The organism is Planctomycetia bacterium (assembly GCA_016795155.1).
In the GTDB taxonomy this organism is placed as follows: Bacteria; Planctomycetota; Planctomycetia; order Gemmatales; family HRBIN36; genus JAEUIE01.
This window is the reverse complement of record JAEUIE010000019.1, coordinates 1-16,133: the sequence shown is the minus strand read 5'-3', so window position 1 is coordinate 16,133 and position 16,133 is coordinate 1. Positions and strand designations below refer to the sequence as shown.

The following is a 16,133-nucleotide window of genomic DNA, read 5'->3' as shown; positions in this document are numbered from 1 at the left end:
TGAGAGGGGTTGGGGGTGAGGGGGCACTAAAGCAAGACGTTTTAGCAGCTATTTCTGCAACCAGCGAAAGAGGTCAGCAACTTCCTGGTTGTTCAACCGATCAAGCAGCCCGGCTGGCATCAGTGACTGGCTGGTAGTACGTCGATCAGCCAGTTCATCGCCTCGTATGCGTACGGTTCGATTGTCTGATGTTTGCAGAATTATCCCATCGATGGCTTCGTAGATTATGATACCGGTGTAAACCTTGCCGTCGTGCGTGGTGAATAAAGTGGCCTCGTATCTGGGGGAAACATCCTTATTGGGATTGATGATGGCATGCAGAAGATCGTCGCGGGAAAAGCGTTTGCCAACTCCTTGCAAATCTGGCCCAACGGCAGTTGTGCCAGCATGACATGAGTGGCAATGTTGATGGAAGAGTTTTTCGCCTCGCTGAAGCGATCCATCCAACCAGGGTATTTCGCCCCTTGATTTTATCCAGGAAGAAATGTCTTGCACCAATCCAGAGTCGAATGAAACTGTCGGGAAATTCTTCTTGAGTTGTGTTTCCAGTACACCATGTGTCTGGAGTTTGTCTGGTTCTGGCAATGTCAGTTTTGCAATCGTTTTCAGGCGAAGTTGAATTTGCAATGCCAACGCCGGGGATAAGCTTTGCCAGTATTTGAAACGATCCAGCAACAATGGAAGTTCTGAATCAATTTGTGGTTGCGTCAAACTTTTCAGTGAATTAAACCTGATCACGATTTGCTGGACGTTCTCTGCGGAGGTTGATTGCATAGCCTTCATCAAGGTTACATGGTCTTCAGACTCTGCATATTTAACTAATGCTGGAATGAAGATATCCAGGTTGGAACTGGCATTCCATTGCTTTCGAAGCAACGTAACAGTCTGCATGGATGGATAGGATATCAGCAGTTGTACCAGTTCTGAGTTCCACAGCAAATCAGGTTGCGACGCGGCAAGTTTCGTGAACCGCGTGGCAACTGATTCGCACCATATTCTTGGGTCATTGAGGTAAATCAATTGATCCACACGATTGAATTCAGGATATTCAGCCAGTTGATGACCAAGCTGCGGATCTGAATCGAGCAGGCACTGCACAGCTTCCTTCAAACGTATCGACCAGTTACGTTCACGTGGCAGTTTGGCATTAAGGTATTTCTGCTCAAGTTGAACGATGGCTTGGGCGATTGCAGTTCTCACTGCATGATCTGCTTTGGTACTACAACAAGCCAGTACGAAAAGATGATGAACATCATCGACAGGAGAACTGGTAGCAGTGATTTGTGAAGTTAATTTTGTAACAGATGCAGAATCATGATCGCCTAGAATAGCCAAAGCTCGGCTTAGTTCGCGATTGAGAAAGCGATCCTGTGAAGGATAAAACTGGCGAACGAGAGTCAGCAGCTTGCTTCGCTCTGGTTCGTTCAAAAAGTGATTCGAAGGATCAATTTGGTAAGCTTCTTTGAATGTTGCATTCGACTTTAACTGATGACTGGTTCTGGTAACATCCAGCAATAGGCACAGATATTTTGTTTTTTCGTCGGCTTGCCCATTTTTAAAATGGCTGAGCCATTCTTTTGATGAATCAACAACCTTTATCGAGTCTGGCAAAGGACTCGAATTACTGTTCTTGAATACAACTGCACTTTCATGCGAAGAAACAGGTGTATAGCGTATACGGTAGATGGCTCCTTGAGTGCCACGACCACCACAGCTGACATATAACTCGCCAGTAATGGGGTGAACCGCAGCGCTGGTTGGTGCAAATCCAAGGTCGGATGTGACTTTCAGGAAAACGGTTGACTGAATGTGTTGCTGTTGCAATCGAACTAGGTGAATCTGGCCAAAGCTCCAATCGAGCAGAAAGAAACTGTTTTGGATTTCCTCTGGGAAATGGGTGTGCCGATAGCAGACAACCCCTGTTGGCGAACCGCGTCCCAGGTCGAGCAGCGGTGCAATAACACGGGGATGATAGGGAGGCAAACGGTAGAACTGCCATGGTTGTGGATTTCTCCAGCCGTAATGCCCACCTCGCTGAATGCGATAGAAACGGCAACCTTCATACCAGGGCAAGCCCATGCATCGTTCATTATCAGAATCGAAAGTGAACAACTCGCCCTGCTGGTTCCAATCGAAGCTGTAAGCATTGCGCAGTCCATCGCAGATGATTTCACAAGATGTGAAATCGGTCGAAATTCTTAAGACAAAGCCGCCCACAGGTTTCTTGATCGGTGATTCTGGGGATAGTTTTGGAATTCGCTGCAAGGTAGTGGTATTTCCACATAAAACATAAAAATATCCATCCGATCCGCAGGTTATGGCATGAGCGTCATGTTCACCACCCGTTTTGAGTCTTGCAAGTTGTTCCGTAGGCTGTTCTTTCGACTTTACAGGCCAGCGTATTCGATGGATTCCATTGTCGCCAACGTAGTAGAGGTGATCATTCTTGATCAATAAGCCCATAGCGCCATCGCGGGGATAGTCTGTTACGGTTTCGTATTGATCGAATATGCCGTCGTTGCTCTTATCAAACAATTTCCTGATATATCCACGTCCACTGACTACTAATTCGCCTGTGGGGCTGAATGTCAAACAATAGATATCGTTGGCGAGGTCAGCACCTGCAACCTGTTGGATCACGTAACCTTTCGGCAACGAAAATCCCTGCAGGCTGCCAGTTGCTTGCGCATGCACCATGCGGCAAGCCATGCACAGTGCACATGTTGCCAGGATTTGCCACAGCATAAAAGGATGCCTTCGTTACCTGATGCAATACAGTTTACTGGCGGTGCGGATGATCAGGCTACGGTTGGTAATGGCCGGGGTAGCCATGCATAATTCATCCAAGCTGTTCTTGTGGAGTTGCTTGAACTCTTTGCCAGCTTCAATCACGAAGCAATCGCCATCTTCACTCAGGCAGAATACTCTGCCGTTGTAGGCCCAGGGACTGGACGTGAAGCCACTGGTTTTTCCCTTAAAACGTTGCTTATCGTAGACTAACGCACCAGTTCTGGCATCGTAACAGGCGAACGCACCCATATCGTAAAGTATGTACATCAAACCACGGTAGATTAGTGGAGTAGGCATGTAGGGGCCGGCTTTGCGTTGTACCCAGACGATAGATGGATTCAGTGCATCTTCCGGCTTGGTGGTCAGATCGCCCTTGGCTCCAGGTTTGATGGCGAACACCGGCTTCTTCTGATCCATAACGTAGCCGGAACTGACGTAGAGCAATCCATCATGAGCGCTAGGTGTGGGAACGGTAATAGACGACATGCCACCAAGTTCCCAGAGGATATTGCCTTCTGTGTCGTAAGATCGAATTTTCTTGGAACCCGCAGTAATGATTTCGGTTCGTTGGTCATTGACCCAGACATAAGGAGTTGCCCAGTTGCTTTTCTCTTCGCGGGTATGTTTCCAATGCTGGCTGCCGGTACGTGCATCAAGACAGAGAATGTAAGATTCCTTGTCGTTGTCGTAAACGAAGTAAAGACGTTCATCGTGTACAGCAGGTGAAGCTGCAGGTCCCCAACTCATGGCAGTGGGCATACTGGGAATGGCGTGCTTCCAGAGCAGGTTGCCCGCATGATCGTAGGTAAAGATGCCGATATTGCCAAAGCAGACATAAAGTCGATCTTTATCGACTACGGGTGTTTCTGAAGCGTAAGTATTCTTGATGTGTTTGCCACGATCTGCCTTGCCCTGATGGCTGATCTTTTCCCAGATGATCTTTCCCGTCTCTTCGTCGATGCAATAGACCTTCCAGGTGTAATTGGCATCAGGCGCTTTCGACTTTTCCCCGCCGAAGTAAAGTCCCTTCTTGGCATCTGCAGGCTTTTCCTGCTCGCCATCGCGTACTACAGTCGTAAGGAAGATTTTACCTTTCCAGGTTACCGGAGATGACCAGGCCAGTCCGGGGATATCAATTTTCCAGGCGACATTCTGCGTGGTAGACCATTGGTCGGGTAGTTTGACATCATCGCGCGATCCCGCGTGGGTGACGCCATGGAATCCAACCCAGTCGTCTCCTGGAGTAGCGCAAATAGTCAGACAAGCCAAGATGAATGACAGCATGAAATGGTTCTCAAGTAAAATGGAACGTTGACAGTCTTATCTTACATGAACCTTTCAATGACTACGAATGGATTATGGAAAAACCATGTATAGATTGCATGGAGCCGCTATTTTGATCTCATTTACAGCGACGCGGAGTAAATCTTCATCGTGGCCGCCAATGTGACAACCGTGAAAATAAATCGGAACAATGCTCCAGCACAACAAAACAAACCAACGGCTTGCTGTTTGACCACAATAGCGATGGCGGCCTGAAAAGATAATCACTTTCTGGCTTTCAGATGCTCATCAAGAAACTGGATGGATTGTTTAAGTGTTAGTTCCAGTTTTTCACCCACCCAGCCATGCCCATCGCCTTCCATCGTCACAAGCTTGGATGGCACATTCAATGCATCGAGTGCTTTTTGGAGCTTGGTGGCATGAATGTAAGGAACAATGTTATCTTTTGTTCCATGAAAAGTGAGAATGGGAGGAATGGCTCGATCCTTCTTCAAGTAAGTCAGTGGCGATGCCCGCGTAGCCAATGCCTTGTTATCTTTCACAGTTCCGCCGAGCAATTCATTGATAAGAGGTTCCACTTCAGGTTCCCAGTCGCCATTCACCAGATCAGTTGGTCCGAAAATATTGACCACTGCCTGGACGGCACTCGATTGTTTTGCAAACTCCGGCTGTAAATCGCCTTTGCCTTCTAGTCCATCTTCACTGGTGGTGACACCCAACAAGAGTACCAAATGGCCACCTGCCGAGCCACCGAGTGCACCGATGCGGCTGGAGTCCACCTTGTATTTTTCCGCGTTGCCTCGCAGCCAGCGAACAGCGCATTTACAGTCTTCAATCTGCGATGGGAAACGCGCGCCGCTGGGTGTCAGCCGATATTGGATACAAGCTCCGACATAACCAGCCCTGGCCAGACGAATCATGATCATGTTCATCAGCACGTCTTTGTAGCTGCCACCTTTCCAGCCACCTCCATGAACGAGGATGACAGCGGGAAACGGTCCTTTGCCTTGTGGAATGGCAAGATTCAATTCAAGGTTGGTGTCTCCACCTTTGCCGAAGATAATTGACTTTTCAATTTTGGGGTCGGAGGATTTTGGCGACGCTTCCTGTCCGGAAATAGTACAGCAGGACAAGAATGTCATAACGGTACTGATTAAGATCGTTTTCATCGAAACTCCAGATTTCCAACTCTGCAACTCTATGTTACTTCATACTGGCCATGCTGCCAGTATGCTCCTGCTAAGCCCAGGCTGCATACCAGGACATAGCGGGATAATCGTTTACAAAACCTGCTGATTCGAGTAATTCTCGCGCAGGGGATTGCTGAACCGGTGTGCCGTTCCATTCATCGACCATCAGTTTGGCACGCAGATCAACGCCATGTACGGAACGTACTATTTCGGGCAGCAGTTGAATAGCTTCCATCAACTCTTTTGCCGTTGCGGAAGGCGCAGGCCACAGTTTTCGCCCCTGACTTTCGATGGCCAGAATGATCTTGCCAGCTTGCTGAATGAGCCAATTATTCTTTCTTCTGCTCCATGGAATGTTGACTGACTCGTTCTCTGATTTCGAAAATGGCCATCCCAAGGGGAGAGATGGGCCATATAGATTGGCTGGATCAAATGCATGCAGCAAGGTCATTTCTGATTTGCCTTGCATCTGGTTCAGTTTCATCAATTGTTCGATGGCCGAGGGCAATCCAAATTGAGCGCCAGCAAGTTCATGAACAAAGTAGCCTCGACGAACTTCGCCTGTCAGTTCCAGCCGTGAGAGTATTTCGTAAAGGACCCGCCAGGGCAGCAGTGTTTCATCAAGGAGAGCCAGATCCCTGCTGATGATGCCGTACCTTTCCAGCAACTGTTGAACCTGAAAAATGGCACACGATTCTGTTTCTGCAGTTCCCCAGGGCACCAGCGACCAGCGGCCTTCCTGAAGAGGTGCACGTTGTGAACGAAGAGCACGCAGCGATGCCCGTCTATGTTGATTCAAATCAGGATTCAGAACCTGTTCAATATTTCGCAGGACATTGAAGCGATCATTGGTAACCAGGCCACGTTCAGCCAGTGCCCAGAGTGCCTGCCTGATTTGACTTGGTTGTTGCTGAAGGTGCTGCGACAAGTCTGTCAGGAACATGGCGCCGCGTGATTGTAATGCATGATGCACTGCAGATTCATCAGTTACCAATGCTGACTCATCGGTAGGCGAGCGGTAATATTGCAAGTCATCACGCTTGATAAACCTGATCATCTGGCATCGGGAAGAGTCATCTTCATCATGGAGTGGCTGGGCAATCCAGCACCATTCGCCCGACATGATCAAGTCATCAAGCCAGCGAGTCTGATAGCCTGTAACCCGGCTGGGAAAAATGACCCGTTCCCACAGTTCTCGTGGCAACGTAAGCCCCATCAACCTGTGCAGACATGCCTTCAGTCCGTCCGGGCCAGCCTGCTGATGATCGATGGCCCTTCCCTGCCAGTTGAGCAGAAACTGTGCAAAAATCTCACCACTGACGGTTGGGATTTCCCTTCGCCGGATAGAAATGCTTGAGCGTTCAACCTGTTCAAGATTCTGGGGCGCAGAGAACAGAAGACCTGGCAAGCCTTCGGGTTCTTCGATGGCTATCAGCTTTCCCTCGCTGGACCACAACTGCATCCGATCTTCCAGCAACTGGCGAGGCAACGGATAACGGGAGAGAATATCGTCTATTCCTACCAGTGCATGACTTCTGATAAATCGATGTACGACAGTTAATGCCTGTTGAATGACGGCCTCGTCCACATTGTCTCTGGCAATCAATTGATTGACGGCGTGATAGGATTCAAGATACTCTGCAAGTACCCAGCACGAATCTTTGTGGTCTGCGATCTTCAATCGTACTATCCTGCTCTGGGCTTCCAATTCTGAGAGAAAAGGGGTGCACTCCGGTGGAATCTCTTCATCCTGCAGATCGCCAAGTTTGCGAAGCCATTCCGCGAATTCTTCCTGGGTGCGTGGGAGCAACCCCGTTCCCTGTAATCGTTTGTTGACTTGTGTTATCGCCTGCGGATCGAGTAGGTGTTGGTAGTTTTCCGGCGTCAGCAACTGATCCAGGACTGATGTATCGAGTGGCGATGCAGTATTTGTACCCTGGCGTTCGACATGGTCCCATTCATACAGGTACGCAGCAGTAAAACTGAACAGCAATTGAGATGCAAAGGGGGAAGGCGTTTCTGCTCTTCGGGTTACGACATTCAGTTTTCCAGATTGGATGGACTCAAGCACTGAAACGAATTGATCGATCACCAGATGATCATGCAGGCATTCTCGATAGGTTTCCAGTACGATGGGAAATCGTGGATAAGCACGTGCTATTTGCAATAGGTTTTTGGATTTGAGGCGTTGCAGCCAGAGTGGTGCACGCTTTTGTGGTGATGAAACAGGCAGCATCAATGCGCGGGCAGCATTGTGCCGAAAGCGGATGGCAAACAAAGCACTGTTGGACAGCGACTGCAGTACCTGATCTTTCACTTTGGCCGCATCAAGTTTCTGAAGGATATCGAGTGGCGGGTTTTCATGATCACTTAGTCGAATTAAGAGGCCATCATCATGATGCAGGCAGTGAGGCTGATAGCCAAATTCTTTCTGCCAGATGGCTTCCAATGCAAATCGCAGCGTGAGATGGAAACGACTGCCCAGCGACGAGAGTATGACAAGATGCCAATCACCAATCTGGTCTCGGAACGCTTCGCAGAGAATGGTTCCGTGCCCTGGAATTACACCTGCAACTTCAATCTGCCTCTTCAGAAATCGTGTGAGATTATTGGCAGCGTTCAATTCCAGATGGTACGTGTCCTGCAACCATGCCTGTGCTTCCTTCAGATCATTGGCCATGCGCACCTGCATCTGTTGGAGCAGGTTACCGATCTCAACTCCTAGTTCGTAGCTACGACTGATCTTTTCTCCTCGCCAGAAGGGCATCACCGAGGCGGTGCCCTCGGCACGACTGACGGTTACCCGGTCACTTTCGATGGAATCAATTCGCCAATTGCTCGTTCCCAAGGTGAAGACATCGTTAATACGGCGTTCGAAAACAAACTCTTCATCCAGTTCCCCGATTCTGTTAGTGGTGCCTGTAATGTAAACCGCATATTGCCCGGTGTCGGGAATCGTGCCACCGTTGACGAGCGCCAACTGTTTGCTGCCAGGCAGTGCATGCAATCGATTGTGAATGCGATCCCAGGTGATTCTGGCTTTCAGTTCCTGGAAAGTGTCAGCAGGAAATCGGCCTGAGATCATTTCCAGAACGCTTTCAAATGCTTCCGGCGTGAGTTCATGCAGTGGATAAGCCTTGCGGAAGAAGGCATACAATTCTGGAACAGACCACGACTTCATGGCAACCATCGCAATTACCTGCTGAGCAACGATGTCCAGACATCCGCCTGGAACCTGCAGGTGTTCCACTTCGCCATGTATCATAGCATTGGCCAGCGCCGTTTGCTCCAGCAAGTCGGGCAGCGATTTGGGAATCAGACGGCCTTTGGAATGGCTGCCTACGAGGTGCCCTGCCCTGCCGACACGTTGCAGTGAGCGGGCAATATTTCCCGATGACTCGACCTGGCAGACCAGATCAATGGAGCCCATGTCGATTCCGAGTTCAAGTGAAGCAGTGGAGACAACGCAGGCCAGCTTTCCTTCCTTGAGTTGCTGCTCGGTCTGCCTTCGCATTTCCAGCGAAACAGAACCGTGATGTGCGCGTGCGAGTTGTGGAATGGATTCGCCTGCGGCAGGTACGGTACGTTCTTCATGAAGTTCATTGATGGCACCAGTGATTCGCTCAACTGCCCGGCGATTGTTGGCAAAGATCAAGGTGGAACGATGTTGAATGATCTGATCGTAAAGATAGCGATAGATTGAGGGCCAGATCGTTTTCTCGGGCAGTGGACCGAAGGTGTCTACCGGACTGACGACCTGCAAATCAAGTCTTTTCCGCTGCCCCGCATCAACAATGTTCACAGGTCGGGGTTCGTAACCAGCAGTTTCTAATATCCGATAGCCACCCAGAAAACTTGCTACTTTCTCCAATGGACGCTGGGTGGCGGAAAGACCTATGCGAATCATTTCCTTACTGCCAATCACTTCCTGCAACCGTTCAAGCAGAATCGACAGGAATACACCTCGTTTATTGGGGCAGAGTACGTGTATTTCATCGACAATGCACCACTTTACTGATTTCAGAATGGCGTGGCCTTGTGAAGTCAGCAGCAGATGCAGCGATTCAGGAGTGGTGATGAGCACATGGGGAGGTTTCCGGAGTTGTTTCTGCCGTTCGCTGGTGGAGGTATCGCCTGTGCGCAGCCCAACCGTGATCTCTGCCAGTTTGTCTCCCCGCAACTGTGCATACTGTTTTACGCCCTGTAGCGGCACATGAAGGTTTCGGAAGACATCGTTATTCAATGCTTTAAGCGGAGAGATGTATAGGAGCTGAACACCCGGCTGAGGATTTTCCTGTTTCCAGAGTTGATCCAGGCAGGCGAGAAAAGCAGCGAGTGTTTTTCCCGAGCCGGTTGGAGCCAGAATCAGAGTATTCTGCCCCGATGCAATCGAAGGCCAGCCCAGGATTTGTGGTTGTGTCGGAACTCCCACTTGTTCATGAAACCATTGTGCCACAGTTGGATGAAACTGTGCCAGGCTATCATGAATTGCTTTCATTGCCCTCTTCCTTGGCCGGCAATTCCCTGTCGTTCTGTTGTGGGCTTGTACTGTTCATTGGCATGTGCAGAGATTCGCTTTCAATATTCAGCATTGATTTTGGTGAGAATGCCATGACGGCAAAGATGGCAATCAGATCATAGACACCATGAGTCAGCATCGGAACTACGAGGTTGCCTGACCAGATGTACAGACACGACAGGTAAATACTGATCAGACAGGCGATGATAAAGTAGGCTGGTGTAATCAGGTGGCATAATCCAAAAATGATTCCGGTAATGAGAACGCTGCACCAAACAGGCACCCAGTTTATGAGGAAGAGTTGCATCCAACCGCGGAACAGCAACTCTTCGCAAAACCCAGCTAAAAATGCGAGCAGAAAATAATCAGGCCATTTGCAGTTTGCCAGCAGGGGCCGGAGAAACTTGTCAGAGATATCGGAGATGTGGCGGAAGGGGCCGATGGGGAAGCGGTCCATAGCCAGTATCAATACCAGTGGTGGAACTGCTCCGAGACAACCAATCATGATATCATATCGGTTCCAGTTGAAATCGCCGAACAGGTCTGGGCCAATCCAGTAGGATAGAAAAAGGGCCAACACTGCCAGGCCGCCTTCTACCAGCAGCGTGTTCATCAGCAAGACAGAACGCTGTATGGGCAAGACAATTGGTGTAGTCGGAGAATGTCTTGTCATTCAATGGCTTTAGTAGCAGCAGGCAGTACTGCAAGGAAGTCCTGGGCGATTTTACTACTGTATTGATTGAGTAGTTGAACGATGCGTTCATCACTTTCCGATACGACAATCATACCTATGTGGTTTTTCTTTTTGAGCTTAAAGGTGATTTCGGATTCGGTGAACATTGAATAATCAGGCCATTCCTGTTTAGCCAGTGAAATAACTGTACCGGCATATAACTGTCTGCTGACTGGTGGCCGGTAATCGCCGTCACGGTCAATCTCCAACTTGGCCCATTCCGACCAGAGATTTACTCCGGTTGCGGCTTCCACCATGTCGGCGATATTGGCTCCGCCGACACGGGCGCTGGTTTCAATCAGGTAGAATTGATTGTCGCGAGTCGAGTGCATGAACTCGGTATGAGATACACCCTGATCCAAACCGAATCCAAGCAGAACTTTTTCGTTGACCTTGCGGAGCAAATCGTTTTGAGGTTTGCTACGGGGGAATGTCCTGGTCATGTAAATGCCACCGCCATGATATACTTCGAAAAGAGGCTTGGCATATTTATTGACCTCGGCAAACACGACTTTGTTCTGTGAAACGAGGGAATCAACGTGGTAAAGTTCGCCTGGGATCATTGCTTCAAGCAAGTGATGAGATTGCTCATCTCCCAGAGTATCCAGCGCCTTGAAAACCTCATCAGAATCGTTCATTTTCCTTATTCCGATGGCATTGGCACTGGCTCTGGGTTTAAGCAGCCAGGGACCAGGAACTCTGGCCAGGAATCTCCGGATGTCATCGTAGTTGAAGGCGCCAATGAACTCGGGAATGGGGATACCCAAGTCGCGTGCCCTGGTTCGCATCGCCAGTTTATCGCGAAAGTGTCTGGCGGTTGATTCGTAAAATCCGGGAAGCCTGAAGTGTTCGCGCAATGCTGCGCCCAGTTCAATATCGAAATCATCCAATGCTACGATGCGATCAATTGGACGTGTTCTCATCAGGTATGCGACTGAATGTATAACGCCTTTTCTTTCTTCAAAACTCTTGAGTGCGAAGACTTCGTCCAGAGCGTGCCGAGCCCAGTTTTCTTTCAATCGGTCTTCTACCGTCAGCAAGATGGTATGGCAGCCTTCTGCCTTGGCACGTTCAATAAATGCATTGCCTTTGAAATAGCTCGACAGACATAAAATGGTGGGACGCGGCATGATTTATCTCGTTTTCAGTCAAACCAGCATTTGTTTTCGCTGTTATTCATGATAGTTGCAAGCAGATTTTCGGAAGAGATCAGTCGGGGTTGTTCCTGGTATTCTTACCCTGCGGATTCGTTATCACTGTTACATTCGCTTGCAGTTGGTTAATTTCTCCCTGTGCAGGCAATGGGCGGTATAATGAGTTAAGCAGCAGGTGAACAAGATGGTCGCTGGTCATCGTACGATGACGAGAGGAAAGTCCGGGCTTCACAGGACACAGTGGTGGGTAACTCCCACCGGCTGCAAAGCCAGGGAAAGTGCAACAGAAAGTACACCGCCTGAATGCAAGTTCGGGTAAGGGTGAAAAGGTGCGGTAAGAGCGCACCAGCGGCGGGGTGACTCGTCGGCTCGGCAAACCCCACTGGAAGCAAGGCCAAGCAGAGAGAAGGACTGGTCCGGTCCGTTTGACTCTCGGGTCGGCTGCTTAAGTTGCCAGGCAACTGGCAATGTAGATAGATGCCCATCACATCTCTTGGAGATGGACAAAACCCGGCTTATCGTTCACCTGCTGCTATTCAATCACAAAGACTTCAGTGACCTTGAATTCCAGGTTCTTGGGGAACGTCAGGGTAATGCCAATTCGTTGAACATTTAATGGCCCGTCACTCAGACTACGAACACCGTCCATCCCTTTGGGAATATACTGCGCCGTCAGCCAGGCTTTTTCCGGTTTGGTTGACCAGTTGATGCTGAAGACCAGAAAGGTTTTAGGCCCTTCCAGAACAATATTCTCAATGGCCAGATTATCGGTGATCACATCAAAACGAGCATCGCCTGATGCGCACATCACAATGTCACCTATATCGCCATCCAGGAACTTGAAGTGAAGTTGATGATTGTAACTGGTAGGCTTATTGCCTACTTCCCATTTCTTGCTAAGCAAACTGGTTTTCAACCAGCCTGATCCTGTGGGGGCGCAGACCACCCAGCAATGGCCCAATTTCTCAGGAACATATTCATATTTGACAATTGCCGGGGACTCATCCTTGAACTTGCCGAATACATGAAATTTTTCAGAGACCTTGGGATCAGGAGTTATTTTCTGTTTGCCATAGACAACGGGAATTTCACGTTTGAGACCCTCGTAATTCCAGTGAATAATCTCCGGTGCTTTGTGGTGGGCCAGCGTAATTTTAGCAGGTCCGGCCTTAGCGAAACTTTCCCAGGTCGCTGCAGTAATACCCTGCAGTTCCAGCATGTCTTCACAGGGAAGGTTATACTCATCACGATGCGGTCCAGCTACGCATGCAATGCTGCCACCATTCGCAACCCAGTTCTTCAGAACTTTCGCAGTTTCACGCTGGATGTTGGCTCCCACAAGATAGATGGATGCAATTTTCTGCAATTTACCTTCCTGGATATCTTCTTCGGTAAGGATGGAGACATTATGCCCACTCATGCGTGCTGCATGGAAAATGGCTTTTCGCTCTTCATGAACCCAGGGGCTTGGATCCCACAGTTCCTGGGTGAGAGAAACTACAATTGCAACATCGGGATGACGCGTACTGGTATTTGCCAGTAATGGGGACAATGGTCCAGCTTCATGAGTGAGTTCGCGAATGGTTTTCCAGATATCGATCTGATCGAGATCCAGATGTTCCTGGTTTTTTCCATATCCCGTTGGAACTGCGCCAACAAATCGAATACGACGGGCTCCCTGTGCTAGGCCAAGATAAAATGATCGACGAAGACCGGTGGCATACTGACCATTTCCGGTGTGGAGATCGCAGAATACCGGCGTATTTGAATCTGCAGCTCTGGCAAGCGAGAGGTAATATCCCAGTACCTGTGGGCTGAATTCCCCATTGAACCAGGATCGATCAGCCACCCAGGGGACAATTGCTTTGGTTCGCCAGGCTTCCAGCACCAGGGCATCGCTGTTCATCTCAAAGTTACCAGCATAGGGGCCGCCCCATTTCAGGGAAGCGTTCAGCTTCACCAGGTCAAGATTGCATTGCCGCAGCTCTTCCATGCACTTTTCGATGATGAATCGCTTCGAGAAATAACCGAGTGGTGAATCGGATTTGTCGAAAACGAGTTTAGCATGATTCAGCGATGCAACACCCAGTGCCTTGGCATCAGCCCGGCGAGTTTTCAGATAGTCCTGAAAGGCAGTGTGATTGTCTTTCCATTTGTTCTGTGCTTTCTTCATGAATTGCTTTACGATCTGATCAGGCGAACCGGCATCAATGGTTGAAATCGTCTTGAGCTTGCCTGTATCCTGCAACTCTTTTATTTTCTGCAGCCAACTCTCTTCTTGAAAAGGAACTTCAAGAGTCAGAGGTGAAGTGTTTCCATCGTTATCGACAAATCCAAGCACCTTGGCTAATCGGTCAGATTGCTCCCGGTCATTAGTGTCAAAGCTCCGATTGAGAATCAATGGCGAGCCAGCTTTCCCTTTAACCGGATGCTCTTCCAGTGTTTTGATCAGGGCTCCGACATCATTGGAAACGGGTGGAAGCGCATGTGATGAAATAATGGTCAGCATCGCCAGGGCGATAACGCAGATGTGCAACATGGCCTCTTCTCCACAAAGTTGTTCAGTCCATTACAGTCTATCGAGTCACAAGGTTGGCTGTGCCCAAGATTTCGCAGAATACTCCAAAAATGATTGAAAGCCTTCGTGTAACAGCGTATGATCGGAACGCAAGGAAGGATGGATTTTAGTCATGGCCGTATTGACTGTAATTAATGATCGGGGATATACAGAGCAATTCCAGTTGCGGGGAAGAGAATGCGTACTGGGCAGGCAGGCAGATACCGACTTGAGACTGGATGCACGCGATGTCAGCAGGCGACATGCCCGAATTCTGACCGAAGGCGAGTTGTTCTTTGTTGAAGATCTTGGCAGCAGCAATGGCACCTTTCTGAACAATACGCGCGTTTCAGGCCGACAGCCTCTCCAGGAACAGGATAAAATCCAGATCGGGCCTTTCACCATCTGCTTTCAGCAGCAGGATGAGCCAGTTGAGAAAGAAATCCGAATCACTGCCAGCATTCCCACGATGGTGAGTAACTCCAAGCTGTTCAGGCTGGATGCAGCACGAAAACTGCAGGTTATTCTTGAAATTGCTCAGCAGTTATCGCATACACTCGATCTTAAAACACTCTTACCACAGTTATTAGAACGATTGCTGACATTGTTCTTGCAGGCAGATCGGGGCATGGTAGTGCTGCTGGATAGCAGACAGCGTCCCGAAGTGCGTGCCATTCGAACCCGTTATGCCGATCAGGATATTCCACGCCATTTCAGCAGAGCAGTCATCAAGCGTGTGCTGGATGAAGGAGTTGGCATTGTTGCTGAAGATGCATCCCATGATCAGCGATTTAATTCGACAGCGACTTTGACCAGCATGGGTGTGCGGTCCTTTGTGTGTGCGCCGTTCAAAGCTCATGATGGTCGCCCTATGGGCGTTGTGATTCTCGATCGGTTTGGCAACGACAATCCATTCAAGGAAGACGATCTGCATCTGCTGGCAGCAACCGCCCTGCTTTTTTCTGTTGTCATTGAAAATGCTTCACTTCATGAAGAATTGGTCGAAAAGGCAAGAATGGACAGGGATTTGTCTCTGGCTCGACAAGTTCAGGACGGCTTTCTTCCCCGAAGTTTGCCTGAACAGTTTGCTAATGAACTGGAGTTGTATGCTGAGGTCTATCCAGCTCGCGAAGTTGCAGGTGATTACTATGACTTCATTAAGGTTGGCCCAAATCGATTAGGATTTGCGGTAGCTGATATCTCCGGAAAAGGTGTTTCCGCTGCAATGCTGATGAGCGGCATACGTACTCTCTGCAGGCATCTTCTTCAGCAGGGGGCAACTCCAGCAGATACGCTGCAGCAGGTGAATGACATGCTGGCCCAGGATAATCCGCACTCTCTCTTTGTTACGATGGTGCTGGGAGTACTGAATACCGAAACAGGCGATCTGATGATATCAGGCGGCGGCCATCCGCCCATGCTGCTGCGTCGTGCTGACGGCAAGGTGGAACGGGTTCATCAGCCTGCAGGCAGGTTGCTGGGCATTGTTGTCGGCCCACAGCAGTTCCTGAACACCAGCCTGAACATGGGATCAAAAGATACCCTCTTGCTCTATACCGATGGATTGACTGAAACCTATGATGCAACTCGACAGAACATGTTCGGCCTAGATCGACTGATGACGGCTCTACATACGTTGCCTCAGAATACCAGTTGCGAAAGCTGGGAACGTACCATCAAGGCAAGTCTGGAAACATTCTCAGGCAAAGCTGAGAATGACGATGATTTAACGATCTTCCTGCTTCGCAGGAAATAGTATTGCGATATTAGAGCGTGTTGACAAATTACCTGAGCAGCATCATTACAGAGCCTAACTGGAAGAACCCCAAGAAGTTCTGTCCAGTTTTTTCGTACCTGGTGGCGATACGGCGGTATCGTTTGAGCCAGTTGAACGTCCGCTCCACGA

General features: G+C 49.3%; 9 protein-coding genes and 1 other RNA gene. 2 read left to right on the top strand and 8 right to left on the bottom strand.

The genetic code is table 11. The annotated features are described in order from the left end of the window. Window positions 1–48: 48 nt before the first annotated feature. From JNJ77_07705 to JNJ77_07680, 6 genes are all read right to left on the bottom strand, one after another. Entirely contained in the window at window positions 49–2,709 is a 2,661-nt protein-coding gene (locus JNJ77_07705; protein ID MBL8822454.1) for a c-type cytochrome, read from the bottom strand. A 51-nt stretch (window positions 2,710–2,760) separates the two neighbouring features. Further along, the gene (locus JNJ77_07700) at window positions 2,761–4,074 is read right to left on the bottom strand and encodes a PQQ-binding-like beta-propeller repeat protein (GenBank protein ID MBL8822453.1); all 1,314 of its coding nucleotides are present in this window, start codon (window positions 4,072–4,074) and stop codon (window positions 2,761–2,763) included. A gap of 263 nt (window positions 4,075–4,337) precedes the next feature. Continuing rightward, on the bottom strand, window positions 4,338–5,243 hold the full coding sequence (locus JNJ77_07695) for an alpha/beta hydrolase (protein MBL8822452.1): 906 nt from the start codon (window positions 5,241–5,243) through the stop codon (window positions 4,338–4,340). A gap of 70 nt (window positions 5,244–5,313) precedes the next feature. Further along, a complete protein-coding gene (locus tag JNJ77_07690; GenBank protein ID MBL8822451.1) occupies window positions 5,314–9,762 on the bottom strand; it encodes a DEAD/DEAH box helicase in 4,449 nt (1,482 codons plus the stop codon). Next, on the bottom strand, window positions 9,746–10,456 hold the full coding sequence (locus tag JNJ77_07685; protein ID MBL8822450.1) for a CPBP family intramembrane metalloprotease: 711 nt from the start codon (window positions 10,454–10,456) through the stop codon (window positions 9,746–9,748). The genes JNJ77_07690 and JNJ77_07685 overlap by 17 nt, the downstream gene beginning before the upstream one ends. Beyond that, window positions 10,453–11,646 carry an ATP-grasp domain-containing protein gene (locus JNJ77_07680; GenBank protein MBL8822449.1) on the bottom strand — a complete coding sequence of 398 codons (1,194 nt, stop codon included), beginning with the start codon at window positions 11,644–11,646 and terminating at the stop codon, window positions 10,453–10,455. Before JNJ77_07680 ends, JNJ77_07685 begins: the two co-directional genes overlap by 4 nt. Before the next feature lie 195 nt (window positions 11,647–11,841). On the opposite strand from JNJ77_07680, the gene rnpB reads away from it, so the two are divergent. Beyond that, window positions 11,842–12,204: RNase P RNA component class A (gene rnpB, locus JNJ77_07675), an RNA gene on the top strand. Here the strand turns inward: rnpB and JNJ77_07670 are convergent. Beyond that, entirely contained in the window at window positions 12,203–14,209 is a 2,007-nt protein-coding gene (locus tag JNJ77_07670) for a hypothetical protein (protein MBL8822448.1), read from the bottom strand. The two genes, rnpB and JNJ77_07670, sit on opposite strands and share 2 nt — an antisense overlap. 151 nt (window positions 14,210–14,360) lie before the next feature. On the opposite strand from JNJ77_07670, the gene JNJ77_07665 reads away from it, so the two are divergent. After that, window positions 14,361–15,983: a SpoIIE family protein phosphatase gene (locus tag JNJ77_07665; GenBank protein ID MBL8822447.1), complete on the top strand. Its 1,623-nt coding sequence runs from the start codon at window positions 14,361–14,363 to the stop codon at window positions 15,981–15,983. Between the two features lie 28 nt (window positions 15,984–16,011). On the opposite strand, the gene JNJ77_07660 is transcribed toward JNJ77_07665, so the two are convergent. Next, the coding region (locus JNJ77_07660; GenBank protein ID MBL8822446.1) for a transposase at window positions 16,012–16,133 on the bottom strand (122 nt) is incomplete at its 5' end.